Genomic DNA, 24,962 nt, shown 5'->3' on the forward strand with positions numbered 1-24,962 from the left:
AGCATGACTGAGCAGGCCATCCGCAAGATCCTCGGCGAGCACGGGCGGCTGTCGGTCGATTCGACCACCGTCGAACGGTCCGCGGATCTCTACGAACTGGGTCTCACCTCGCATGCGAGCGTCAACGTGATGCTCGCGCTCGAGGACGCGTTCGACGTCGAATTCCCCGACGAATTGCTGCGCAAGAGCACGTTCGCGAGCGTCGATGCCATCCACGTGGCCCTCACCGAACTGGGTGTGTGATGAGCCTCCTCGACGAGCGCAACGCCGAAACCGATGGGCCCCCGCCACTTCGCGAGCGTGCCGAGAGCGTCGGTCGTGACATCGCGGCACAGTGGGCCGACGAGGTGGATCGCGACGCCAGGTTCCCTCACGAAGCCCTCGCGGCACTGGGCGCCCACAAGCTGCTGTCGTGCGGTGTGCCGCCGGAGCACGGCGGCGCCGGCGCCTCCCTCGGCGAACTGTGCGAGATCACCCGGATCCTGGGCCGCTACTGCGCGTCCACCGCCATGGTCTTCGCGATGCACCAGACCCAGATCGTCTCGCTCGTCCACCACGCCGACAGCGCCGCGTTGGTCGACTTCGTCCGCGACGTGGCCGCCCGCGAGCTTCTCCTCGCGTCGGCGACCACCGAACTCGGAACCGGCGGCGACGTCCGCAGCAGCCTGTGTGCGGCCCGGGTCGACGGGGACACTCTGACCCTGCGCAAGAACACCCCCGTCGTCTCGTACGGGGAGTACGCCGACGCGATCCTCGTGACCGCACGGCGGACCGAGGACAGCCCCGCGAGTGATCAGGTGCTCGTGGTGTGCCGCCGCGACGATGTGACGCTCGAGCGCACCGGGGACTGGAACACCCTGGGAATGCGCGGCACGTGCAGCCCCGGCTTCGTGCTCGAGGCCCGCAGCAGCGCCGACATGATCGTCCCCGCGTCCTACGCCGACATCTCGTCCCGCACGATGCTGCCCGTGTCCCACTGCGTGTGGTCCGCGGTGTGGCTCGGCATCGCCGACGCCGCAATGGACAAGGCCCGCAGCTTCGTTCGGGCCGCGGGACGCAAGCAACCCGGTGTGACGCCACCCGGCGCCCTGCGCCTGGCCGAGGCCGCCGGCGTGCACCAGCAGTTCTCCGATCTCGTCTTCGCGTCCGCGGCCCGGTTCGACGCCGCGATCGTCGAGCCCGAGAACCCGAGCGGCCTGGGATTCTCGCTGGCCATGAACAACCTGAAGGTGACCGCGTCGACACTCGTCGTCGAACTCGTCACCAAGGCCCTGCTCATTTGCGGCATCGACGGATACCGCGAGGACGGCCGCTATTCCCTGGGACGTCACATGCGCGACGCTCTCGGCGCCGCGGTGATGGTGAACAACGATCGCATCATGGCCAATTCGGCCCAGATGTCACTTGCCTACCGAGGAACGATATGAGCACCGCATCGATCGACGACCGCACCGAACTGGATCGGGCGCGCCGGGAATTCCAGCAGCAACTGATCGCCGCCGGCCTGCTCGTCGAAACCGGGGTTCCCGGGTTGTACGGGCGCTCCGGCGTTTTCGAGGACATCGTCGACGGCATCGATCGGGTCGTCGTCGCGGCGGGACCCGGCCGGGCCGCGACCCGGTTGCGTTTCCCACCGGTGTTCCCGCGCACCAGCTTCGAACGCACCGACTACATCGCGTCGTTCCCACACCTGACCGGGGCGATCAACACCTTCGCCGGGAGCAACGCCGAGCATGCCGAACTGCTCGCGGCGCGGGCGCGCGGCGAGACGTGGGATCCGTGGCTCGAACCGGCCGAGACCGTCCTCGTCTCCGCGGCCTGCCATCCCGCCTATGCGCGGTACAGCGGAACCCTGCGGGACGGTGGTGAACTCCTCGACGTGTACGGCTACTGCTTCCGCCACGAACCGGCCGTCGACCCGGCACGCATGCAGGCGTTCCGGATGCACGAGTTCGTGCGCATCGGCACCGCGGACGATGCTGCCCGGCACCGCGATTCGTGGATCGAGCGGGGACTCGAGGTGCTCGCGGACCTGGGTCTCGACGCGACGGCGGAGGTCGCGAACGACCCGTTCTTCGGGCGTGCCGGGCGGATGCTCGCTGCGAACCAGCGGCACGAGAACCTCAAGACCGAACTGACGGTGCGGCTCTACGGCGACCTCGGGGACGGTACGGCCGTCGTGTCCTGCAACTGCCACCAGGACCACTTCGGCGACACCTTCGGTATCACCACGGCCGACGGGGACGTCGCGCACAGTGCGTGTGTGGGATTCGGGATGGAACGCATCGCGCTAACGCTGCTGCGTACCCACGGTTTCGACCCGGAGCGCTGGCCGGTCGCGGTGAAGGACAGGATGTTTCCGTGACGGTCCGGCTGCTCGGGGTCTCGGCCGACGACTACGTCCCGCACCCGATCCACGGGGGCAACCGTATCTGGACCGAGACGAACTGCTACGCCGACCTGTGGATCGAGATCCTGCATTCGCTGGGTCTCGACCCGGTGCCGGTGGCGGTGTGCGCGTTCGGCGCCCGATTCGACGGGGCGCAGTGGACATTCCTCAAGTTCAAGCCCGAGGACCTGTTCGCGTTGTACGGCATCGAGGTCGACGAGATGAACGTGTGGCGGCGACCGATCGAGCACATCGAGGACAACGCGACCGCGGGCATCCTCTCCACCGTCGAGGTCGACTCGTTCTGGCTGCCCGACACGGCCGGCACCGGATACCGTGAAGCGCACGGCAAGACGACGATCGTGCCGGTGCTCGTCGACCGCGACCGCGAAGAACTGCAGTACTTCCACAACAGCGGCTGCCATCGCCTCACCGGTGCCGACTTCCGCGGTGTCTTCGGCCTCGACGAGCCGGAGCCACCGGCGTGGCCTCCGTATGTCGAACAGATCCGGTTCCGTCCGGGTGCGACACTGAACGTCGACGCCTTCGATACCGCACTGCGCCGACATCTGCGTGCCCGGCCTCGGGGGAACCCGGTGCGCGACCTCGCGGCCCGTGTCCTCGCGGACGTCGAATGGCTCGGTGCCGCAGGCGTGGACGGATTCCACCGGTGGTCGTTCGGGGTGCTGCGTCAGTGCGGTGCGACCGCCGAACTCGCCGCCGACGTGTGCGCCTACATGCAGAACGCCGGATATCCGGACGCGGGCCGTGCGATCGACGATTTCCGTGCGGTCGCCGAGGGCGCCAAGGCCGTGCAGTTCCGGATGGCCCGCGCGGCGCGGGGACGTGCCGTCGACCCCACCGAACAACTCGACGCGATGGCCGACGCGTGGCAGCGTGCGATGACCGTCGTCGCGGCGGCCGCGGGACAGGCCGTTCCGAGCCGGGTGTCCGGGCCGGCCTGATGGATCTGTTCGACGGAGCCGTCTGGCATTGTGTCGCAACGCCTCCGGGGGCGGTGCTCTCTCCGGATCAGTTGCCGGACCAGCTCGGATCCCGGCTGGTGGCCGAGGTGCCCGGTACCGCGGCCGGAGCGATCCGCACCGCGCACGGCGCGACGGCCGCCCGCGAGGCGCACACGGACGCCTCCGACTGGTGGTTCGTCACGCAGGTACAGCGATCCGGCACCGGGCCGTGGCGACTGGAACTGGACGGTCTCGCCACCCTGGCCGAGGTGTGGGTCGGAGACGAGCGGGTCGCCGTGTCGGAGTCGATGTTCGTTCCGTTGGTGGTCGAACTGGACTCGATTCCCGAGAACTTCTGTTTTGCACTGCGATTCGCGTCCCTTGATGCGGCGGTCGCGAAGAGGCGCCCGCGCGGACGGTGGCGGTCGTCGATGATCCGGGCACAGGGATTGCGGTGGATCCGCACCACGATGCTCGGTCGCGCCCCGGTGTTCTCCGGGGTGCCGGCTCCCGTCGGGCCGTGGCGTCGCGTCGCGCTGGTGGATGCGAGTGCGCCGCGCCTCGTCGACCGCCGGATCCGCGTGACGGTCGACGGCGACAGCGGTGTCGTGGATCTGGACGTGACGTTGTCCGGTGTTGCGGTGGGTGATTCGGTGACGGCACGGGTCGGCTCCGCGGTGGCGTCGGCGACGATCGAGGACGGCAGGGTCCGCGCCCGCGTCGAGGTGCCCGACGTGCGGCGCTGGTGGCCACACACCCACGGTGAACCGGCGCTGTACCCGGTCTCACTGGAGGTGGGCGGCGACCGCGTGGATGTCGGTGCGGTCGGGTTCCGCGACCTCACCGTGGACCGGTCCGACGGCGGATTCCGATTGAGTATCAACGGTATCGGCGTATTCTGCCGCGGTCTCGTGTGGACGCCCGCGGACCCCGTCGCACTGACCTCCCCGGAGCAGACCGGGCGTATGCTCGAGCGGTGCATCGACGCGGGTGTCAACTTGATCCGCATTCCGGGCACGATGGTCTACGAGGACGACGCCTTCTGGTCGGCGTGCGCCGAATCGGGAATCCTGGTGTGGCAGGACGTGATGCTCGCGACGACCGACCCGCCCGAAACCGAAGAGTTCCGAGCACTTCTCGTCGACGAGGTACGAGGTGTGCTGCGGTCCGTATCCGGCAATCCGGCGCTCGCCGTCGTGTGTGGGGGCAGCGAGACCGAACAGCAGCCCACGATGCTCGGTCTCGGGCGTCCGCCCATCGCTGCGCTCGACGAGTGGCTGCCCGCGGTCGTCGCGGCGGAGGCTCCGGCGGCGGTGTGGGTTTCGTCGTCACCGTCGGCCCCGCCCGGGTCGCGGGTGCTGCCCACCCACGTCGGGTCGGGGATCGCGCACTACTTCGGTGTCGGCGGGTATCGGCGTCCGCTGACCGACGTGCGCTCTGCGGGTGTGCGATTCGCCGCCGAATGCCTCGCGTTCTCGATCCCGCCGGGCAACGACGCGATCGAGGCGGATTTCGGGACGGTCGCGGTCGCGGGGCACCACCCGCGGTGGAAGACGGCCGTGCCGCGCGACCACGGCGCGTCCTGGGACTTCGAGGACGTGCGAGATCACTACGTGCGCACGGTCTTCGAGCAGGATCCGGCGACTGTGCGATGGTCGGACCCGGAGCGGTATCTGGATCTCGGGCGGGCCGCGGTGTGCGAGGCGTTCGCCGCGACCCTGGCATTCTGGCGTCGCCCCGATTCGCGATGCCACGGCGCGCTGATCCTCGCGGCGCGCGATCTCGAGCCGGGCGCCGGCTGGGGCGTGCTCGAGCATTCCGGTGTGCCGAAGGCCCCGTGGTTCGTGCTGCGCCGCATCTGGGCGCCGGTCGCGGTGCTCCTCGGCGACGACGGGATCGACGGTCTGCGCATCGACGCGTTCAACGACACCGCGGTTGCGGTGGAGGCGCGCCTGGAGTTGCTGGTGCACACCCGCAGCGGCGTCGTCGCGCACGAGGAGACGCTGTCGGTGGAACTCGCCGCGCACAGCGCGTCTACGTGGTCGTTCGACGAACTGCTCGGTCGCTTCACCGACGTCACCCACACGTACAGGTTCGGACCGCAGACCTACGAATCCGCCACGGCGCGGCTCGTCGCGGCCGACGGCAGCGTGCTGTCCGAGGACGTGTACCTGGTCGGGGAAGCGGTGCGCCCGTACGAACGCAGCATCGGATTATCCGCCACCGCAATCGAATCGGAGTCCGGTGAGTGGTCGCTGGAGGTCGCGACCGACGGTGCCGCCCAGTACGTGTCGCTCGAACTGCGCGGATTCGAACCCGCCGACTCGTGGTTCCACCTGCCGCCCGGCGGCCGCCGCACCGTCGCACTGCAGCGGACAGGTGAGGCCCGAACGGTCTCGGGTCGCGTGCGCGCGCTCAATTCGGCCGCGACCGCCGCCGTGTCCACCGGGTGAAGGGAACCGGCGCATACGTACCGCTTCGGGCGGGCACACTGAGGGGCATGAGCGACTCCACGAACGTCCAGAGCACCCGGATCGTCCTTGCCTCCCGCCCGGTCGGCGCACCCACTCCGGAGAACTTCCGCACCGAGACCGTCGACGTTCCCGAACCCGGGGACGGTCAGATCCTGGTGCGGGTGGTGTACCTGTCGCTGGACCCCTACATGCGGGGCCGGATGAGCGACGCGAAGTCCTACGCGCCGCCCGTGGAACTCGGTGACGTGATGGTCGGGGCGACGGTCGCGCAGGTCGTCACGTCGCGTCACCCGGACTTCGCCGAGGGTGATTACGTGCTGGCGGGAACTGGTTGGCAGACGCACGCGGTCGTCGACGGGCGGGCCGTACGGAAGCTCGATCCAGAGGCGGCGCCGCTGTCGACGGCGCTCGGTGTGCTCGGTATGCCGGGTTTCACCGCCTATTCGGGCCTGTTGAAGATCGGGCAACCGAAGGAGGGCGAGACCGTCGTGGTCGCGGCGGCGAGCGGTCCCGTCGGGTCCGCGGTCGGGCAGATCGCGAAGATCAAGGGCGCACGCGCGGTCGGGATCGCCGGCGGCCCCGAGAAGTGCCGGCATCTGCTCGACGACCTCGGGTTCGACGCGGCCGTCGACCACCGTGCCCCCGATTTCGCGGAGCGGTTGCGGGAGGCGGTGCCGGATGGCATCGACGTCTACTTCGAGAACGTCGGCGGAGCGGTCCAGGCAGCGGTGATCCCGCTGCTGAACCTGTATGCGCGGATGCCGGTGTGCGGTCTGGTGGCGCAGTACAACACCCTCCCGACCGAGGGGCCGGACCGGCTGCCGGCGTTCTTCTCGACGGTGCTGGTCAAGAGCCTGACCGTCCGCGGGTTCATCCAGTCCGAGTTCGTCCGCGAGATGCACGACGACTTCCTGCGCGACGCCTCCGAATGGGTCCGCAGCGGCAGGTTGCGGTACCGGGAGGACATCGTCGACGGTCTCGGCGCCGCGCCGGAGGCGTTCATCGGGCTGCTCGAGGGGAAGAACTTCGGCAAGCTCGTCGTGAAGGTCGCCCCGGAGTCCTGACCGGGTGCCGGGAACCATCATCCGGTCAGGACCGATGGTTCCCGCCACCGGGTTCAGTAGATCCGGTGGGTTCAGGCGAGGCGCTCGAACACCGCGGCGAGACCCTGGCCGCCGCCGATGCACATGGTTTCGAGACCGTAGCGACCCTCGCGACGGTCGAGTTCGCGCAGCAGGGTGGCGAGGATGCGGCCACCGGTCGCCCCGACCGGGTGCCCCAGCGAGATGCCCGAGCCGTTGGGATTCAGCCGCGGATCGTCCGGTTCGAGACCCCAGGTGCGGGTGACGGCGAGCGTCTGGGCGGCGAACGCCTCGTTGAGTTCGATGACGTCGAGGTCGGACAGGGTCAGGCCGAGGCGCTTCAGGACCTGTTCGGTCGCCGGGACCGGGCCGATGCCCATGGTGCGCGGCGGCACTCCCGCGACCGCCCAGCCGGCGAGGCGGGCCAGCGGTCGCAGACCGAGCTGTGCGGCCTTCTCCGGGGTGGTGACGATGGCGAGAGCGGCACCGTCGTTCTGGCCGCTGGCGTTGCCGGCGGTGACGGTGGAGTCGGGGTCGATCTTGCCGCGGATGGGACGGAGTTTCGCGAGCGATTCCATGCTGGTGTCGGCGCGCGGGTGCTCGTCCGTGTCGAACAGCACCGCATCGCCCTTGCGCTGCGGCACCGCGACCGGGACGATCTCCTGCGCGAACACGCCGCTGCTCTGGGCGGCGACGGCACGCTGGTGGGACTGCACCGCGAGGGCGTCCTGATCCTCGCGGGAGATGGAGAACTCGGCGCGCAGGTTCTCGGCGGTCTCGATCATGCCGCCGGGAACGGGGAAGTCGCGGCCGCCGGCGGTGACGCGGGCGCGGGCGAGCCGGTCGTTCAGCGCGACCGCTTCACCCTTGACGCCCCAGCGCATTCCGGTCGCGTAGAACTCGGCCTGGCTCATCGATTCGGTGCCGCCGGCGAGAACGAGGTCGCTGCCGCCGGTCTGAACCTGCATGGCGGCCTGGATGATCGCTTGGAGGCCGGAGCCGCATCGACGGTCGACCTGGAGACCCGGAACGTCGACGCCGAGCCCCGCGTTGAGTGCCGCGACGCGGCCGATCGCGGGGGCCTCGCCACCCGGGGACGCCTGACCGAGGATCACGTCGTCGACGTCCGAGCCGGAAATTCCGGTGCGCGTGATGATTTCGCGGATGACGGTGGCTGCGAGGTCCTCCGGGGCGATGTCCTTCAGCGCGCCGCCGAAGCGGCCGACCGGGGTGCGGAGTGGTTCGCAGATCACTGCGTCGAGCATGTTATTCCTCGGTTCCGTTGATTTCTAATGGGTTTGGGTACGTGCGAGGTCCGTGGAGATCGCAGCGGCGGTCGCGACGACCGCGGGGACCAGTTCGCCGCGAACTGTGTCGAGCGTGTAGCGGGCGGCGTGGGTGGAGATGTTCACGGCGGCGATCACCGTGCCGGAGGCGTCCCGGATCGGTGCGGCCAGCGACCGCAGCCCTTCCTCGAGTTCCTGGTCGACGATGCAGAAGCCGTCGCGGCGGATGGTGTCGAGCTCGGCGCGCAGCTGGTCCGGGGTCACCACGGTTCGTCCGGTCAGCGGCCGCAGGTCGGCGCGGTCGAGATAGGCGTCGAGGTCCTCGGGGGACAGGCCCGCGAGCAACACGCGACCCATCGACGTCGCGTGCGCCGGAAAGCGGGTGCCGAGCGTGATGGACACGGTCATGATCCGGCTGACCGGCACCCGCGCGACGTACACGATGTCGTCGCCGTCGAGCACCGACACCGACGTCGATTCGTGCACCGAAGCGGCGAGCGCTTCGAGGTGCGGCCGCGCGACGTCGGGCAGCGTCAGGCTGGACAGGTAGCTGTAGCCGAGCTCGAGCACCCGCGGGGTCAGCCAGAACAGCGACCCGTCCGTCCGGACGTAGCCGAGTTCGACGAGGGTCAGCAGGAACCGGCGGGCGGTCGCGCGGGTCAGGCCGGTGGCCTTGGCGACGTCGCTGAGGGTGCGCCGCGGGTGCGTCGCGTCGAACGCCTTGACGACGGCCAGCCCGCGGGCCAGCGACTGCACGAAGTCGGGTGAGGCCGCGGGAGTGTCGTCGGCTGACGGGTTCTGCTGCGGCGCGGTGGCGGCGTCGATTTCGCTCATGGTCCGGAAATCCCCCTCGGTGTCGGTGTGCCCGAATACTTCCACGTGTCCGCGGGTGTGTTCAGCGACCGTCCGGGGTGCGGGCGATGTGCGCGAGCACCAGTTCCGTGATCCGTTCGGCCTGTTCGACATTCGCGAGGTGCGCGCCCGGGTCGACGACGTGGAAGGTGGCGTCCGCGATGCCGTCGGCGAGTGCCCGCATGGTGGCGGGCGGTGTCGCGGGGTCCTGCTCGCCGGCGACGACCAGGGTGGGTGCGGTGATGCGCGCGAGGTCGGCGCGGCCGTCCCAGCCCGCGAGTGCTTCGCAGCACGCGGCGTAGCCCTCGTCGGTCGTCGACTTCACCATGTCGACGTGCCGGGCGACGAGTGCCGGGTCGCGGTCGCGCAGGCCGGGGGTGAACCAGCGGTCGACGATCGATTCGGCGATGGAGGCCAGACCCGCGGTGCGCACGGTCGCGGCCCGCTCGTGCCACGGTCCGGGCGGGGCGAACGCGGCCGAGGTGCACAGCAGGGTGAGGGTGCGCACGCGCTCCGGGTGGTGCGCGGCGAGCCACTGTCCGACGGCCCCGCCCAGGGACAGCCCGACGAAGTGCACGGAGTCCAGGCCGAGGTCGTCGAGCAGCGCCAGGATGTCGCCGCCGAGGTCGTCGAGGGTGTAGGGGCCTTGGGGCGCAGGGGATTTCCCGTGTCCGCGATGGTCGACGGCAACGACGTGCGCGACGGCCGACAGGGCCTCGATCTGGGGTGCCCACATCGACAGGTCGGATCCGAGCGAGCCGAGGAGCACCACGGGTGCGGCGGCAGGGTCGCCGTGCCGTTCGTGATTGAGCGTGACGGTCATGTCCCCCAGCATAGCCCTTGTTCGCGATACGTACGAGGGTTCACATTGCGTACGGAACGCGCTACTCTTGGGTCATGGACAAAGTCGTTGCCACCGCCGCCGAGGCCGTAGCCGACATCCCGGACGGCGCCACGATCGCTGTCGGCGGATTCGGCCTGGTCGGCGTCCCCGAAATCCTCATCGATGCCCTCCTCGAGCAGGGCGCCACCAACCTCGAGACGGTCAGCAACAACTGCGGAACCGACGGTTTCGGTCTCGGGGTGCTCCTGGAGAAGGGCCGCATCCGCCGCACCATCTCCTCCTACGTCGGTTCCAACAAGGAATTCGCGCGCCAGTACCTCGCCGGTGAACTCGAGGTCGAACTGACCCCGCAGGGCACCCTCGCCGAGCGCATGCGCGCCGGCGGCGCGGGCATCCCGGCGTTCTTCACCCCTGCCGGTGTCGGCACGCAGGTCGAAGAGGGCGGACTGCCGCTGCGTTACGACGGCAACGGCGGCATCGCGGTCGCGTCCCCGCCGAAGGAGACCCGCGAGTTCGACGGCGTCACCTACGTGATGGAACGCGGCATCGTCGCCGACTTCGCCCTCGTCCACGCGTGGAAGGGCGACCGCCACGGCAACCTCGTCTACCGGCAGAGCGCCCGCAACTTCAACCCTCCGGCCGCGACCTCGGGCCGCATCACCATCGCCCAGGTCGAATACCTCGTCGAACCCGGCGAGCTGGATCCCAACGAGATCCACACCCCCGGCATCCACGTGCAGCGCGTCGTGCCGGTCGGCCCGGTCACCGTCGGCATCGAGAACAGGACGGTCCGTTCATGACCCAGGCAGCCACCCGGAAACTGACCCGCGAGGAAATGGCCGCGCGCGTCGCACAGGAACTGTCCGACGGGCAGTACGTCAACCTCGGCATCGGTATGCCCACGCTGGTCCCGAACTACCTGGACCCGGGCATCGAGGTCGTTCTGCACTCGGAGAACGGTGTGCTCGGTGTCGGCCCGTACCCGTACGAGGACGAGATCGACCCCGAACTCATCAACGCCGGCAAGGAACTCATCACCGTCGTGCCCGGCGCATCGTTCTTCGACTCGTCGCAGTCCTTCGGGATGATCCGCGGTGGCCAGATCGACGTGGCCGTCCTCGGTGCGATGCAGGTCAGCGCAAAGGGTGACATCGCGAACTGGATGATCCCCGGTGCCATGGTCAAGGGCATGGGCGGCGCGATGGACCTCGTGCACGGCGCGCGGCGCGTGATCGTGATGATGGAACACGTCACGAAGAAGGGTGAGCCGAAGATCTTCGAGGAATGCACGCTGCCGCTCACCGGCAAGCGCTGCGTCCAGCGGATCATCACCGACATGGCCGTCATCGACGTCACCGACGAGGGGTTGAAGCTCGTCGAGACGGCCCCCGGTGTGAGTGTCGACGAGGTCGTCGCCGCGACCGCCGCGACGCTGATCGTCTGACGCTCGACCACGTCGTCCGCCGGCCTGCAGGGGGGTCGGCGGACGACGTGTTTTCCGCGGCGGGCACCCGCCCGGGTAACTTCCCGCCCAGTAGGACATTCCGTCCCGCGAGCCGTCGGCTGCGCCTACCGTGATCAACCGTTCAGGGAACGGTCTTCGGGAGGCAGCGTGGTGGATTGGGCGGAAGAATGCGACGTGCTCGTCGTCGGGTCGGGAGCAGGTGGGTGCTGCGGCGCGTACACCGCCGCCCGTGAGGGCCTGTCGGTGATCCTCGTCGAAGCATCGGAGCAGTTCGGCGGCACCACCTCCTACTCCGGTGGCGGCGGCATGTGGTTCCCGACGAACGCGGTGCTGCGCCGCGCCGGCGACGAGGACACGATCGAGGACGCCCTCACCTACTTCCACGCGGTGGTCGGCGACCGCACGCCCCGCGAACTGCAGGATGCGTTCGTCACCGGAGGTGCCTCGCTCATCGACTATCTCGAAATCGACGCGGACCTGGAATTCCAGGTCCTGCCGTGGCCCGACTACTTCGGCAAGGCGCCCAAGGCCAGCGCGACGGGCCGGCACATCATTCCGTCGCCGTTGTCCGCGAAGGGGATCGAGGATCTCAACGAGTCCATCCGCGGTCCCCTCGGCCGCGAACGCAACGGCGAACCCCTGCCCGGTCACCTCATCGGCGGTCGCGCACTGGTCGGACGATTCCTGGTGGCGCTGAAGAAGTTCCCCGACGTCAGCACCCATCTGAACACGCCGCTGGTCGATCTCGTCGTCGAGGACGGCGCGGTCGTCGGAGGCATCGTCGAACACGACGGCGAGCGTCGCGCGATCCGTGCCCGCCGCGGTGTCGTGCTCGCGGCCGGTGGGTTCGAGCAGAACGACGCCATGCGCGCCGAGTACGGCGTGCCCGGCGAGGCGCGGGATTCGATGGGGCCGTGGTCGAATCTCGGTAAGGCACACCAGGCGGGCATCGCCGCCGGCGCCGACGTCGATCTCATGGGCGAGGCCTGGTGGTCGCCCGGTATGACCCACCCGGACGGGCGCTCCGCGTTCGCGCTGTGGTTCACGGGCGGCATCTTCGTCAACCAGGGCGGCAAGCGTTTCGTCAACGAGTCGGCGCCCTACGACCGACTCGGCCGCGATGTCATCGCGCAGATGGACGCCGGTTCGCTGACCCTGCCGTTCTGGATGATCTACGACGACAAGGACGGCGGTGTTCCGCCCGTCCAGGCGACGAACGTGCCGATGGTCGAACCCGAGAAGTACATCGCGGCCGGCCTGTGGAAGACGGGGGAGACCCTCGAGGAACTCGCCGAACAGATCGGGGTCCCCGCCGACGCACTGGTCGCGACCGTCGCCCGCTACAACGAGATGGCCGCCGAGGGCGTCGACGAGGACTTCGGCCGCGGCGACGAACCGTACGACCGCGCGTTTTCCGGCGGGCAGTCCCCGATGGTCCCGATCGAGAAGGGCCCGTTCCACGCGGCGGCGTTCGGGATCTCCGATCTGGGCACCAAGGGCGGGTTGCGCACCGATACGTCGGCGCGGGTCCTGACCCCCGCGGGTGAACCGATTCCCGGCCTGTACGCGGCGGGCAACACGATGGCCGCGGTCAGCGGCACGGTGTACCCGGGCGGCGGCAACCCCATCGGCGCGAGCATGCTGTTCGCGCACGTGGCGGTACGGGACATGGCGAAGCGCTAGGCGGCTTCGCCGCCCGTGTGCCTTTGTGGCGGTGGGAGCCGCCACAAAGGCACACGGGCGCCGCAGGCGCACTACTCGGCTTCGGCGCTGTCGGTGTCGGTGTCGCCTGGTTGGTCGATGTCACCCGGCTCGACGACCAGTTCGTAACGGTGACCGTATGTTTCGACGAGAGCCTGCAGCACCGCCACGACCGGGACGGACACCAGCGCACCCATCGCGCCGAACAACGACGCTCCGACGATCACCGAACCGAACGCGACCGCCGGGTGGATCGAGACGGTCTTCGACGTGATGCGCGGGTGCAGCACGTAGTTCTCGACCTGTTGATAGCCGGTTCCGAACAGCACCACCCACAGCCCGTCGATGGGCTGGTTGGCGGCGGCGATGATCGCGGGCAGGGCGATCGCCAGATACGTGCCCAGGGTCGGGACGAACTGCGACACGATGCCCGTCCACAGCGCGAGCGGCAGCCAGTAGGGCACACCGATGATCATCAGGAAGATGCCGGTACCGATGGCACTGATGGCTCCGAGGATCAGCCGGGAGACGACGTATCCGCCGGCCTTCTCGACGGACGTTTCCCACACCGTCGCGATGATCTTCTGCTGCCGGGCGGGGAACCAGCTCGAGATGGTGCGCCGCAGGGCGGGACCCTCCGCCGACATGTAGAACACGAACAGCAGCATCGTCAGGGCCTGGAACACCACGCTCACCACCGAGGACACCACGCCGAGCACCCCGGGCGTGAACCGCTGCACGAGATCCCTGATGGTCTCCGGCGTCAGCTTGATCAGTTCGTCGCCGGTCGAGAAGTTCGTGTCGAACGTGCGGTTGGACCACTCGGTGACCGTGGTGATGGCATCGGGCAGTGCTTTGAGCAACTGACCGAGCTGTTCGACGAGCAGCGTCCCGAACAGCGCGACGAACCCGATCAGAAACGCCAGCAGGCCGAACAGCACCAGACCGGTCGCGGCGCCGCGGCGCATCCCGAACCGCTCCAGCCAGTCGACGACCGGCTCGAGGGTGATGCTGAGCAACCACGCCAGAAACAGCAGTCCGAGGAAGTCGCGGAGGTTGAAGAACAGCCAGCCCGAGAGTTGGTAGGCGGCGACGGCGAGCAGGACGTAGAAGACGGCGGGCCGCAGCCAGCGGGGTGTGGTGCGCTGCCGGGGCGGGTCGCTCGGATGGTCCTCGCTCATCGCACCCTCCCGGTTGTCTGCCTGACGGGTCAAGGCGGAATCTACTCCGGGAACGACAACGGGTCCTCGTATCCGCGTGGTCGCCGGTCATACGCCGACGCAATCGTCACAGCGGATAACTGGCGGCCGAGCGGATTCGTCGAGACCCCTTCGCGCGGGCGAAACAAAGGGTTAATGGCCAGAATGTGTGTACAGAACCCGCCGTTTCCTGACGCTGAGCTCGAATGATAGTGATCCGAACATGCTCTGAAAGCATGTTCGGTGTCAGCTACCCGGAATTCCCCGCTCTGTGGTGTATGCGGAGCCAAGCTGGTCAAGAACGGCACCACCACCGCCGGCCGCACCCGCTGGCGCTGCCCAACCTGCGGTGCCTCGACGACCCGGTCCCGTCCGGACATCACCCGCAAAGCCCAACTGCACGCGTTCCGGGCTTGGCTGCTCGACGGCCGCGCACCCTCCCAGGTGGCCTCAAGCGCCCGCACCTTCCGCCGCGACACCGCCTGGTGCTGGAACATTGAAGTCCCACCACCGACCCCGGCCCCGACACCCACCGATCTGGTGATCCTGGACGGCACCTACTTCCAGTCCTGGTGCCTGCTCATCGCCACCGACGGCCACCACGTCATCGACTGGCAATGGTGCGACCGCGAGAAGAAGATCGCGTGGCTCCAGATCCTGGAGCGCCACCCGGCCCCGACCGTCGCCGTCATCGACGGCGGCACCGGCCTGCACGCCGCGCTCGCCGAGCAGTGGCCCGGCACCCGCATCCAACGCTGCTACTTCCACATCTTCCAGGTCGTGCGCCGCCACCACACCCTCACGCCCCGACTCGACGCCGGCCGCGAAATCCTCGCCCTCACCCGGGCTTTGATGAACGTCCGCGGTATCGACCAGGCCGTGCTGTGGCTGCAGGCGTACGCGGCGTGGGAAACGCGCTGGGACAGCTTCCTGCGGCACCGCACCTACGCGAAAACACACGTGACCCGACCCCGCGGGGTCCCGGACGACCAACAGTGGTGGTACACCCACCGGGACCTGCGCAAGACCCGCGGCCTGTTCCGCCGCCTGATCGCCGACAACCACCTGTTCACCTGGATCGACCCCGACCTCACCGACGACGCGCACCCCCTGCAGCGGACCACCTCACCGCTGGAGGGCGGCCCGAACAAGGCGATCAAGGACCTGTTCCGCACCCACCGCGGCCTGCCGGTCGAGCACGCCCGCCGGGCCGCCGAATGGAAACTCAACAGCCTGACCGCCGAACCCCGCGACCCGTGGACTCTGGTCCGGCCCGAGCACTACGCACCACCCCGGACCCAGCGCCGCGACGCCGTCGCGGACGAACCGATCGGACCCACGATGGGCACCGACTTCAGCTGGGAGGACGGCAACGGTCTCCAACACGGCTGGGCGGGCAGATCACACCCCTGAACCAGGACGACACACCGAGGGCCGTACACACAATTTGGCCTATAACCCGAAACAAAACCGGCCCGGACTCGTGAGAGTCCGGGCCGGTGGTGGTAGCGGGGACAGGATTTGAACCTGCGACCTCTGGGTTATGAGCCCAGCGAGCTACCGAGCTGCTCCACCCCGCGTTGCACGAACAACACTACACCACCGGCGGGGGTGCTCCGTTCAGGGGGTTCGACAGGCTCTCGGCGTAGTAACCGCGGATGTGGTCGCCGATGCGCTGCCGGGCCGCCTCCACGTCCCCGGCCCGCACCGCCGCGACGAGGCCGTGATGTTCGTGGCGCAGGCGGCTGCAGGTCTCCGGCCAGGTGGCGAGGGGTGCTCCGGCAAGCACATAGCTTTCGATCGATTCGCGCAGCGCGGCCATCATCGAGGCGATGACCAGGTTTCCGGCGGCGTCGGCCAGGGCGATGTGGAACCGGGAGTCGAGGACCAGGAACTCGTGCGCGGACAGCTCGGGGGAGTCCATCGCGATGAGCAACTCCTCGGCGTGGGACAGGTCCGGGACCGGGCGTGTACCGGCGAGCGTCTGCACGACCTCGGTCTCGAGGACCAGCCGGGTCTGCACGACGTCGCGGACCGGAAAGTTCTGGGCCGCGACCTGCATGCGCATGAGCATCGACATTCCGCCCACCGGCCGGGAGACGATCATCGCCCCGGCGTTGGGACCCGACCCGGTGTGCGCGGTGAGGAGGCCGAGCGCCTCCATCACCCGCAGCGCCTCACGCACCGACGACCGGCCCACGCCGAGTTCGGCCGCGAGGATGCGCTCACCCGGGAGCCGCTGCCCCGGCGCGAGTTCACCGGAGATCAGCTTCTCCTCGAGGCGGGCGAGTACCTGCTCCCAGGCGCGGGGTGCGGACGGCGACGACATGTCAGCAGAGCCTAGGCCGCCTTTTTCTCGTGCGTGGCTCCCGAACGTGGGTTAGTGTGGTCAGACCACACAGATTCGATGCGGAGATCCACCATGCGAGTCGCGTTGTTCGCCACCTGCCTCGGCGACACCCTGTTCCCCGGCGCGGTCAAGGCCACTGCCCTGCTCCTGGCGAGGCTCGGCCACGACGTCGTGTTCCCGCCCGGCCAGACCTGCTGCGGGCAGATGCACATCAACACCGGATACCAACCCGGCGCACTGCCCCTCGTCCGCAACTACGCCGACACCTTCGGCGACCCCTCCATCGACGCGGTCGTCGTTCCGTCCGGATCGTGCGCCGGATCCGTCCGGCACCAGCACGAGATCGTCGCCGGCCGCTACGGCGACGCCGCGCTGCGCGGGAAGGTCGACACGGTCAAGGCCAAAACGTACGAACTGTCCGAGTTCCTCGTCGACGTCCTCGGCGTCACCGACGTCGGCGCCCGCTACCCGCATCGCGTCACCTACCACCCGACCTGCCATTCCCTGCGCATGCTGCGGGTCGGCGACAAACCGCTGCAGTTGCTGCGCAACGTCCGCGACATCGACCTCGTCGAACTCCCCGAAGCGGACTCGTGCTGCGGCTTCGGCGGCACGTTCGCCATCAAGAACGCCGAAACGTCCACCGCCATGCTGTCCGACAAGCTCCGCAACATCGCCGCCACCGGCGCCGAATACTGCACGGCCGGCGACTCGTCGTGCCTGATGCACATCGGGGGCGGCATGTCGCGCCTGAAAACCGGCGGCCGCACCGTGCACCTCGCCGAGATCCTCGCCTCCGCCGACGCCCCGGTGGTGACCGCATGAGCATCACCGCGCTCGGCACGCCCACCGTCCCGCCGCGCGGCTCGGGAAACCTGCGCGGCGTCGAAAAGTTCCCGGACGCAGCACATCACGAACTCGCCGACAGTCAGCTGCGGCGCAACATCGGCAAGGCCACCCACACCATCCGCGCCAAGCGGCTCCGCGTGACCGGGGAGGTCCCCGACTGGGAGGCACTGCGCGACGCCGGTGCCGCCGTCAAGAAGGACGTGCTGGCGCGCCTGCCCGAACTGCTCGAACAGCTCGAAGCCGCCGTCACCGAACGGGGTGGCGTCGTGCACTGGGCCGCCGACGCCGACGAGGCCAACGCTCTCGTCGCACAACTGGTGCGCGACACCGGATCCGGCGAGGTCGTCAAGGTCAAATCCATGGCCACCCAGGAGATCGGCCTCAACGAGTATCTCGAAGCCCAGGGCATCGTCGCGCACGAGACGGATCTGGCCGAACTCATCGTCCAGCTCGGCCACGACCGGCCGTCGCACATCCTCGTCCCGGCCATCCACCGCAACCGTTCCGAGATCCGTGAGATCTTCCTGCGCGAAATGCCGGGCGTGGACCCGGATCTCGACGACAATCCCGCGCACCTCGCGGAGGCGGCGCGAAAGTTCCTGCGCCACAAGTTCATGACCGTCCCGGTCGCGGTATCGGGTGCGAACTTCGGGATCGCCGAGACCGGCACCCTCGCGGTCGTCGAATCCGAGGGCAACGGCCGGATGTGCCTGACGCTGCCGCAGACCCTCATCACCGTCATGGGCATCGAGAAGCTGCTCCCCACCTACCGCGACCTCGAGGTGTTCCTCCAACTGCTGCCGCGGTCGTCGACGGGGGAGCGGATGAACCCGTACACGTCGATGTGGACGGGTGTCACCCCGGGTGACGGACCGCAGGCGTTCCACCTGATCCTGCTCGACAACGGCCGCACCGCCGCGCTCGCCGATTCGGTGGGACGCGAAGCGCTGCACTGCATCCGGTGCTCCGCGTGCCTCAACGTGTGCCCGGTCTACGAACGCACCGGCGGCCACGCCTACGGCTCGACCTATCCGGGTCCGATCGGAGCGGTGCTCACCCCGCAACTCGCGGGCATGAACGAACCAGGCGACCCGAACGCGACGCTGCCGTTCGCGTCGAGCCTGTGCGGCGCGTGCTTCGACGCCTGCCCCGTCAAGATCGACATCCCGTCGCTGCTCGTCGAACTGCGGCACCAGAAGGTCGAACAGGCGGGACTCACCGTTGAAGCCGCGGCGATGAAGGCGGCGTCGCTGGCGATGTCGTCCTCGCGGCGGTGGACCGCGGCGCAGAAGGCTGGCGGCATCGGCGGCCGGATCGTCGCGGGGAAGAAGGGCGCGATCTCGGCGCTGCCCGGTCCGCTCGGCGGCTGGACCGCTGCCCGCGACATCCCGGCACCGCCGAAGCAGACGTTCCGGCAGTGGTGGGATTCCGACGAAGGTCGCGCGGCGATGGCCGCAGCGCGGAAGGAAGGGGGCGAACGATGAGCGCCCGCGAGACGGTGCTCGGCCGCATCCGCGACGCCCTGGCGCTCGCGCCGTCCGCGCCCACGGAGATCCCCCGCGCCTACCGCACCGGCCGAACCCTGCCGGACGACGAACGCTACGAACTGTTCGCCGACCGGTTGCTCGACTACAAGGCCCACGTGCACCGCTGCACCACAGCCGAACTACCGACGGTCCTCGCGCGGGTGCTCGCCGACCGGAAGGTCGCGCGGGTGGGTGTGCCCGCCGGTCTCGACGACTCGTGGCTCGCCGCGTTCGACGGGGAGATCGTCGTGGACTCGGCCGACGTGCCGGCGCCGCAGCTCGAAGCGCTCGACGGGGTCGTCACCGCGTCGGCGGTGTCGTGCGCCGAGACGGGCACCATCTTCCTCGACGGCAGCGCCGACCAGGGTCGCCGGGCCCTGACACTCGTGCCGGATCTGCACGTGTGCGTCGTGCCGCTCGACACCGTCGAGGTCGGGGTGCCCGAAGCTCTGGCCCGGCTCGTGCCGGAGCGGCCCACCACCCTGATCAGCGGTCCCTCCGCGACCTCGGACATCGAACTCGAACGCGTCGAGGGGGTGCACGGTCCGCGCAACCTCGAGGTCGTGATCGTCGGCTGAGCGGCAAGATCGACTCACAGGCGATTGCCAGCTTCCTTCCAGCTTCCCGGAAACGTCGTCGGGTGTACTCGGAGCGTTCACCCGTTCGCCACCGATCAGCCGGGAGCTGCCGCCGCCATGAGCCTCATCGATCGATTCCGGAAGCGATCCTCGTCGGATGATCCAACCGAATCGGTCGAGGACGTTCCGGCCGGTCCCGTCGGCTATCAGCAGACGGCGAGCAAGCTGCACGCCTTCAACCGGTACGAGATCAAGTACCTCGTCGACGAGATGAAGGTCCCGGAGCTGCGGGCCGAGCTCGCCGCCCGCATGGACGCCGATCCGTTCTCGCCGCACGGCGGATATCCGGTGACGTCGCTGTACTACGACACCGCGGATCTGCGCTTCTACTGGGAGAAGATCGAGGGCCTGAAGTTCCGGCGCAAGCTCCGGATGCGGCTGTACGGCAATCCGGCGGACTGCACCGACGACACCTCGGTGCAGATCGAGATCAAGCAGCGCGTCAACCGCGTGACCCAGAAGCGGCGGATCACGCTGCCCTACGGGCAGGCGCGGCGGTGGCTGGACGGCCGCGAGGAGATCGAGTGCGATCCGTCGCAGCGACCGTTCGTGAACGAGGTGACCACCCTGATCGGCAATCTCGATCTGCGGCCGGTCGTCACGACCGGCTACCTGCGGGAGGCGTTCGTCGGCCGCGAAGCCGATCTGGGCCTGCGGGTGACGATCGATCACAAGGTGCACGGCCGCGACCGCGACTTCCATTTCGCATCCGGCGCCGAGAACCGCTTCATCATCCCGCCGAAGCTGGCGATCGTGGAACTCAAGGCGAACGAACGGGTTCCGTACTGGGCGACGGATCTGACCGCGCGACTGAACATGTCGGTCATCCGGATCTCGAAGTACTGCCAGTCGGTGCAGGCGTTCGGGTTGGCACCGCGCTCGATCACCGGCACACCCGAACCGATCCTGCCCGAAGGGTTCGACGAGCCCGTCCCGCCGGATCTCTTCGGCGAACCCGCTCCGGTCGTGGGTTAACCACGCACGCAGCATTTTTCATAGATTTCCAACCATTCGGACACCAGGACAACCATGAATTTCGATCTTCAGGACCTCAGCGGGACGTTTTCGACATTCGACATCATCGTGTCGCTGTCATTGTCGTTCGTGCTGTCCGCCGTCATCGGCTGGGTCTACCGATACACGCACAAGAACGTCTCCTACAGCCAGTCCTACGTGCAGACCCTCGTGATGGTCGGCATGATCATCTCGCTGATCATGCTCGTGGTCGGCTCCAACATCGCCCGGGCGTTCGCGCTCGTCGGCGCGCTGTCGGTCGTGCGATTCCGCAACGCCATCAAAGAAACTCGTGACGTCGGGTTCATCTTCCTCGTGATGGCGATCGGCATGACCACCGGCACCCGCTTCTACATCCTCGCGGTGGCCGCGACCGTCGCGATCTGCCTCGTGCTGCTGATCATGAACAAGTTCAACTGGTTCAAGCTCGACGTGCAGCGTCAGGTCGTGAAGGTGCAAGTGCCGCCGGAGCCGGGGTTCGACGCGCTCGTCGAAGACGTCCTCATCGAGTTCTGCACGGAATTCGAGCTGGTCTCCACCGAATCCGTCCGTGCGGGAGCACTCAACGAGCTGTACTACACGGCGCAGTTGCGCAAGGGTAAGAAGGCATCCGAGCTGATCGCGGCATTGAGCGCGGTCAACACCGGCCAGCGCGTCACCGTCCTGACCGGATACGACCAGACGGACATCTGATGAGCGGGACGAACACCGCCGGCGAGCCCCGACCGCGGCGTCGGCTCAGACATCGGATCCCGACATCGCTGCGTCAGCACTGGAAGCTGCTGGTGGTGTTCGTCGCGTTCGTCACGATCATGGCGACCGTGTTCGGCAGTGCCCGGATCCGTCCCTACATCGTCGGGGACACAACGGTTATCGCCTCGGAGATCACCGAGAACATCGCCGGAACCGTCGACCTGTTCGACAGTTCTGTGCAGCACGAGGTATCGCTGGAAATCACCGATGCCGAATATCGGGACATGATCACCACGTTCCAGAAGACCGGCGACAAGAAGTGGGTCACCGCAGACCTCACCATCGACGGCACGTTCGTCAACGACGTGTCCGTCCGGCTCAAGGGCAACTCGACTCTGATGGGCGTGCGCGGCGACGACGCCAGGCCCGGTGGTTCGGGCTTCCGGCCCCCGGAAGGTATGGAACTACCGGAAGGATTCGAATTCCCCGAGGGTTTCGATCCCGGACGGATGGGCCCCATGATGTCGTCGGCGTCGGAGGACGATCCGACGTCGCTGCCCCTGCTCATCAGCTTCGACGAGAACGCCTCGGGCCGTGCCTATCAGGGCATGACCGAGTTGTCGGTGCGGCCGGGCACGCCGGTGCTGAACGAGGCGATGGCGTTGTCGCTCACCGCGGAGACCGGCCAGCCGACGCAGCGGTACGCGTACACGGTGTACTCGATCAACGACAGTGCCACCACGACACGACTGTTGCTCGAGCATCCCGACGACGGCTACGCCAACTCGCTGTTCGACGGCGACGGCTATCTGTACAAGGCCGATGCCAGTTCACGTTTCGAGTACGTCGACGACGACCAGTCGTCCTACGCCGATCAGTTCAAGCAGATCAACGCGGTCGGCAGCGGCAACCTGCAGCCGATCGTGAACTTCCTGAAGTGGATGAACACGGCGAGCGACGAGGAGTTCGACGCGCACCTCGGAGACTGGGTCGACGTCGAATCCTTCGCCCGCTACGTCGCGACGCAGAACCTCCTCGTCAACGGCGACGACATGGCCGGCCCGGGCCAGAACTACTACCTCTGGTACGACCTGGGCACCGAGAAGCTCGCCGTCGTCTCGTGGGATCTGAACCTGGCGATGCAGGGCGGTACGAGTGCCGGACCGCACGACTCGGTCGGCATGATGGGACCGGGTGGGCCGGGTGGTGGCATGCCGCCGGGCATGAACGGCACGGGCGCAGCACCCGGTGAGGGCACGCCGCAGGCCGGGGGCACGGCGCCGGAGGGCATGACGCCTCCGGAGGGGATGACACCACCCGAGGGCATGACACCACCCGAGGGCATGACACCTCCCGCAGGGGTGACCCCGCCGCAGGGTGGCGGTGGGATGCCTCAGGGAATGCCGAACGGAGTGCCTGCCTTCCCCGGCGGGCCGGAAGGCGGACCTCCGGGAATGTCGATGGGCAATCCGCTGAAGACCCGCTTCCTCGAGTCGGACGCGTTCACCGCCGTGTACGAGAGCGCGTACTGGGATCTGTTCGAGCAGATCTACGGCAGCGGACGCGCGACTGCATTGCTGGACGACATCGCCGAGACCGTCCCGGTCACCGACGGTCTCACGCAGGAAGCCCTGCAGGTGAGCATCGATTCGATGCGCACGTGGATCGACCAGCGAACCGAGGCTCTGGCAGCCCTGCGCGATCGGTGAGCGATCCGGGAAGCGACGGTGCGGCGGCGCGGTGTTCACACACCGTGCCGCCGCTTCCGTATCACCCCTTCTTCGGAATCACTGGTCCTTCAACTGCCATTCGGCGAGGTCGATGGCCGTGGCGATCGCCTCGGTGAGCACGGCCAGTCGTTCGTCGGGTCCCGGCGCGGCGAGCAGGGCGTGTCTGTCGGCCTCGCCCATCGGCACCCACCGCGACAACGCGTAGAGCCGGGCGCCCGGGTCGTCGGGCAGGTCGTCGGCGCGCGGTGGGTTCACGCCGTTCTCGACGAGCCGGTCGAGTAGTCCGTACAGCTTCCCGAACAGTCCGGTCAGACCGGACAGGTCCGTGCCGTCGGACGGGGCGTCGGGCCACGGCTCGACCTCGGCGCGCGGATACGGATCGTCCGGCAGCCACTGCAGGATCCGGATACGTTCCTCGGCGATGCATTCGAGCCGGTGGTGGCCGCCGCCGAGTTCGGTGTCGACGACGATCCGCGCGACCGTCCCGACGTCGTGCCGCACGTCGCCGCCGCCGACCTCGTGTCCGCGCGCGATGAGCACGACACCGAAGCGCGGTCCGTCGGGTGCGGCCATGCAGTCGTGGACCAGCTGCTGGTAGCGGGGTTCGAACACCCGCAACGGCAGGTGATCGCCCGGCAGCAGCGCTGTTCCCAGCGGGAACATCGGCAGGATCGGCATCACCGCATCATGGCATCCGCAGGCGCGGTACGGGCGGTTCGGGGATCGGATCGCCGCGCTCGATCTCGGCGAGCAGGTGGTCCGCCCACGCGGACAGGCCGTCGATATCGAGGCCGTGCGGCGGTGCGTCCTCGTAGTGCCGCACCCGGGCCTGCCCCTGCCGGAGCAGTGACGCGGCACCGGACGGATTGCCGCGCAGCAGGTGGGTGAGCCCGACCGCGAGCTGCGCGAGTCCCTGCCACAGGGTGCGTTCCTCGACCGGCGCCGATTTCCACGATCCTTCGAACACCTCGTGTGCGTGGAAGGGGTATCCGTGGTCGAACAGCCGCTGGGCCTCGGTGATGGCCTCGTTGGGTGACAGGTCGAGGTCTTCGGGGATGGGTTCGACGCCCTCCTCACCGTAGGGGAGCGGGCGGCCCAGCGCGTCGCGGGGGCGGGCGTTCTTCGGCTTGCCGTCGGGGTCCCGATCACGCTCGGTCATGCCGTCGAGACTACTCCCGGACAACCGCACTCCGTTGCAACATCCGCGCGCGGGTGGCGACATCCGCGCGCCGGAGGAGCTCGGCGGTTGTCTAGTGGCCGTGCGGATTTCGCGATTCAGTGCACGGCGCCGACGAGTCGCAGCGCGAGATCGGCGTAGAGCGCGCCGATGGTTTCGGGGTCCTGGTAGCGGCCCGACGGATACCAGCGGCAGATGTCGACGCACAGCGACATCAGGGCGAGGGTCACGCCCTCGGCGTCGGGCACGGTGAACTCGCCGGAGGCCAGGCCGGCGTCGACGACGTCGCGGACCACCTGCGTCGTCCGTCGTCGCAGTCCGGTGATGACGCGGTAGTGCTCCGGCGTGAGAGCGGTGAGCTCGTACTGGACGACGCGGGCACGGCTGTGGTTCTCGGCCTGCCATTCCGCGAAGCGCCGGATGATCGTGGCGAGACGTTCGGTGGCGTCGGCGCCGGGGATGTCGGCGTCCTGCACGACCCGCAACGCCAGGTCGTGGCCCTCGTAGCCGATCGCGTAGAGCAGTTCTTCCTTGGACTTGTAGTGCGGATACATCGCGGCCGGGCTCATGTCGAGGCGCGCGGCGATCTGGCGGGTGGTGGTGCCGCCGTACCCGTTCTCGGCGAATACCTCGATGGCGGCTTCCCGCAGGCGGGCCGCCGCCTTGGATCCGCTGATCACGTCGTCTCTCGATGTGGCCACTGTGCTCTCCCTGTGTTCCGGCAGTTG

At 68.5% G+C, this 24,962-nt stretch carries 23 protein-coding genes, 1 tRNA gene and 1 pseudogene; 16 read left to right on the top strand and 9 right to left on the bottom strand.

The features are described from left to right. Positions 1-3 precede the first annotated feature (3 nt). From ACWDUD_RS06810 to ACWDUD_RS06835, 6 genes are read left to right on the top strand one after another with little or no spacing between them, the layout of a single operon-like run. Complete coding sequence (locus ACWDUD_RS06810; RefSeq protein ID WP_248674209.1) at positions 4-243, top strand: acyl carrier protein; 240 nt, start codon at positions 4-6, stop codon at positions 241-243. Continuing rightward, on the top strand, positions 243-1,427 hold the full coding sequence (locus tag ACWDUD_RS06815) for an acyl-CoA dehydrogenase family protein (RefSeq protein ID WP_248674208.1): 1,185 nt from the start codon (positions 243-245) through the stop codon (positions 1,425-1,427). Before ACWDUD_RS06810 ends, ACWDUD_RS06815 begins: the two co-directional genes overlap by 1 nt. Beyond that, on the top strand, positions 1,424-2,365 hold the full coding sequence (locus tag ACWDUD_RS06820) for an amino acid--[acyl-carrier-protein] ligase (RefSeq protein ID WP_450108799.1): 942 nt from the start codon (positions 1,424-1,426) through the stop codon (positions 2,363-2,365). Before ACWDUD_RS06815 ends, ACWDUD_RS06820 begins: the two co-directional genes overlap by 4 nt. Next, the gene (locus tag ACWDUD_RS06825) at positions 2,362-3,354 is read left to right on the top strand and encodes a DUF1839 family protein (protein ID WP_248674206.1); all 993 of its coding nucleotides are present in this window, start codon (positions 2,362-2,364) and stop codon (positions 3,352-3,354) included. Before ACWDUD_RS06820 ends, ACWDUD_RS06825 begins: the two co-directional genes overlap by 4 nt. Further along, positions 3,354-5,807: a glycosyl hydrolase gene (locus tag ACWDUD_RS06830; RefSeq protein WP_450108800.1), complete on the top strand. Its 2,454-nt coding sequence runs from the start codon at positions 3,354-3,356 to the stop codon at positions 5,805-5,807. Before ACWDUD_RS06825 ends, ACWDUD_RS06830 begins: the two co-directional genes overlap by 1 nt. A 47-nt stretch (positions 5,808-5,854) precedes the next feature. Then, positions 5,855-6,892, top strand: a complete 1,038-nt coding sequence (locus tag ACWDUD_RS06835) for an NADP-dependent oxidoreductase (protein ID WP_450108801.1) — start codon at positions 5,855-5,857, stop codon at positions 6,890-6,892. Positions 6,893-6,963: 71 nt separating this feature from the next. Here the strand turns inward: ACWDUD_RS06835 and ACWDUD_RS06840 are convergent, their stop codons facing one another. The 3 genes and pseudogenes from ACWDUD_RS06840 to pcaD form a co-directional block, all read right to left on the bottom strand. Beyond that, complete coding sequence (locus tag ACWDUD_RS06840) at positions 6,964-8,175, bottom strand: acetyl-CoA C-acetyltransferase (RefSeq protein ID WP_450108802.1); 1,212 nt, start codon at positions 8,173-8,175, stop codon at positions 6,964-6,966. A 24-nt stretch (positions 8,176-8,199) separates the two neighbouring features. Further along, entirely contained in the window at positions 8,200-9,030 is an 831-nt protein-coding gene (locus ACWDUD_RS06845) for an IclR family transcriptional regulator (RefSeq protein WP_450108803.1), read from the bottom strand. 82 nt (positions 9,031-9,112) lie between these two features. After that, a pseudogene (gene pcaD, locus ACWDUD_RS06850) lies at positions 9,113-9,871 on the bottom strand (3-oxoadipate enol-lactonase); the annotation flags it as partial. Between the two features lie 74 nt (positions 9,872-9,945). On the opposite strand from pcaD, the gene ACWDUD_RS06855 reads away from it, so the two are divergent. The 3 genes from ACWDUD_RS06855 to ACWDUD_RS06865 all read left to right on the top strand — a co-directional run bounded on the left by ACWDUD_RS06855 (position 9,946) and on the right by ACWDUD_RS06865 (position 13,040). Then, complete coding sequence (locus tag ACWDUD_RS06855) at positions 9,946-10,692, top strand: CoA transferase subunit A (RefSeq protein WP_197251941.1); 747 nt, start codon at positions 9,946-9,948, stop codon at positions 10,690-10,692. Continuing rightward, positions 10,689-11,336 carry a CoA transferase subunit B gene (locus ACWDUD_RS06860; RefSeq protein ID WP_450108804.1) on the top strand — a complete coding sequence of 216 codons (648 nt, stop codon included), beginning with the start codon at positions 10,689-10,691 and terminating at the stop codon, positions 11,334-11,336. Before ACWDUD_RS06855 ends, ACWDUD_RS06860 begins: the two co-directional genes overlap by 4 nt. Positions 11,337-11,504: 168 nt before the next feature. Then, positions 11,505-13,040, top strand: coding sequence for an FAD-binding protein (locus tag ACWDUD_RS06865; protein WP_450108805.1), 1,536 nt, complete (start codon positions 11,505-11,507; stop codon positions 13,038-13,040). Between the two features lie 71 nt (positions 13,041-13,111). On the opposite strand, the gene ACWDUD_RS06870 is transcribed toward ACWDUD_RS06865, so the two are convergent. Beyond that, positions 13,112-14,239: an AI-2E family transporter gene (locus ACWDUD_RS06870; RefSeq protein ID WP_248674199.1), complete on the bottom strand. Its 1,128-nt coding sequence runs from the start codon at positions 14,237-14,239 to the stop codon at positions 13,112-13,114. Positions 14,240-14,500: 261 nt separating this feature from the next. Here ACWDUD_RS06870 and ACWDUD_RS06875 point away from each other — a divergent pair, with 261 nt between their 5' ends. Beyond that, complete coding sequence (locus tag ACWDUD_RS06875; RefSeq protein WP_450108806.1) at positions 14,501-15,670, top strand: IS1249 family transposase; 1,170 nt, start codon at positions 14,501-14,503, stop codon at positions 15,668-15,670. Positions 15,671-15,760: 90 nt separating this feature from the next. On the opposite strand, the gene ACWDUD_RS06880 is transcribed toward ACWDUD_RS06875, so the two are convergent. Together ACWDUD_RS06880 and ACWDUD_RS06885 are read right to left on the bottom strand one after the other, a co-directional pair. Next, a tRNA-Met gene (locus ACWDUD_RS06880) sits at positions 15,761-15,837 on the bottom strand. A 14-nt stretch (positions 15,838-15,851) separates the two neighbouring features. Next, positions 15,852-16,586: a FadR/GntR family transcriptional regulator gene (locus tag ACWDUD_RS06885; protein ID WP_248674198.1), complete on the bottom strand. Its 735-nt coding sequence runs from the start codon at positions 16,584-16,586 to the stop codon at positions 15,852-15,854. 93 nt (positions 16,587-16,679) lie between these two features. On the opposite strand from ACWDUD_RS06885, the gene ACWDUD_RS06890 reads away from it, so the two are divergent. From ACWDUD_RS06890 to ACWDUD_RS06915, 6 genes are all read left to right on the top strand, one after another. Beyond that, on the top strand, positions 16,680-17,432 hold the full coding sequence (locus ACWDUD_RS06890; protein WP_450108807.1) for a (Fe-S)-binding protein: 753 nt from the start codon (positions 16,680-16,682) through the stop codon (positions 17,430-17,432). After that, on the top strand, positions 17,429-18,940 hold the full coding sequence (locus ACWDUD_RS06895) for a LutB/LldF family L-lactate oxidation iron-sulfur protein (protein WP_450108808.1): 1,512 nt from the start codon (positions 17,429-17,431) through the stop codon (positions 18,938-18,940). Before ACWDUD_RS06890 ends, ACWDUD_RS06895 begins: the two co-directional genes overlap by 4 nt. After that, positions 18,937-19,560 carry a LutC/YkgG family protein gene (locus ACWDUD_RS06900; protein ID WP_450108809.1) on the top strand — a complete coding sequence of 208 codons (624 nt, stop codon included), beginning with the start codon at positions 18,937-18,939 and terminating at the stop codon, positions 19,558-19,560. Before ACWDUD_RS06895 ends, ACWDUD_RS06900 begins: the two co-directional genes overlap by 4 nt. A 117-nt stretch (positions 19,561-19,677) precedes the next feature. Then, a complete protein-coding gene (locus ACWDUD_RS06905) occupies positions 19,678-20,595 on the top strand; it encodes a VTC domain-containing protein (protein ID WP_450108810.1) in 918 nt (305 codons plus the stop codon). Between the two features lie 54 nt (positions 20,596-20,649). Then, a complete protein-coding gene (locus ACWDUD_RS06910; protein ID WP_450108811.1) occupies positions 20,650-21,327 on the top strand; it encodes a DUF4956 domain-containing protein in 678 nt (225 codons plus the stop codon). After that, a complete protein-coding gene (locus tag ACWDUD_RS06915) occupies positions 21,327-23,036 on the top strand; it encodes a CotH kinase family protein (protein WP_450108812.1) in 1,710 nt (569 codons plus the stop codon). Before ACWDUD_RS06910 ends, ACWDUD_RS06915 begins: the two co-directional genes overlap by 1 nt. Before the next feature lie 78 nt (positions 23,037-23,114). On the opposite strand, the gene ACWDUD_RS06920 is transcribed toward ACWDUD_RS06915, so the two are convergent. The 3 genes from ACWDUD_RS06920 to ACWDUD_RS06930 form a co-directional block, all read right to left on the bottom strand. Then, on the bottom strand, positions 23,115-23,735 hold the full coding sequence (locus tag ACWDUD_RS06920) for an LON peptidase substrate-binding domain-containing protein (RefSeq protein WP_248674191.1): 621 nt from the start codon (positions 23,733-23,735) through the stop codon (positions 23,115-23,117). Between the two features lie 7 nt (positions 23,736-23,742). Continuing rightward, positions 23,743-24,216 carry a DUF309 domain-containing protein gene (locus tag ACWDUD_RS06925; protein WP_197252932.1) on the bottom strand — a complete coding sequence of 158 codons (474 nt, stop codon included), beginning with the start codon at positions 24,214-24,216 and terminating at the stop codon, positions 23,743-23,745. Between the two features lie 116 nt (positions 24,217-24,332). Then, complete coding sequence (locus tag ACWDUD_RS06930; RefSeq protein ID WP_420752638.1) at positions 24,333-24,935, bottom strand: TetR/AcrR family transcriptional regulator; 603 nt, start codon at positions 24,933-24,935, stop codon at positions 24,333-24,335. Positions 24,936-24,962 lie beyond the last annotated feature (27 nt).

The sequence above is a fragment of the Rhodococcus sp. NPDC003382 genome (genome assembly GCF_053589135.1).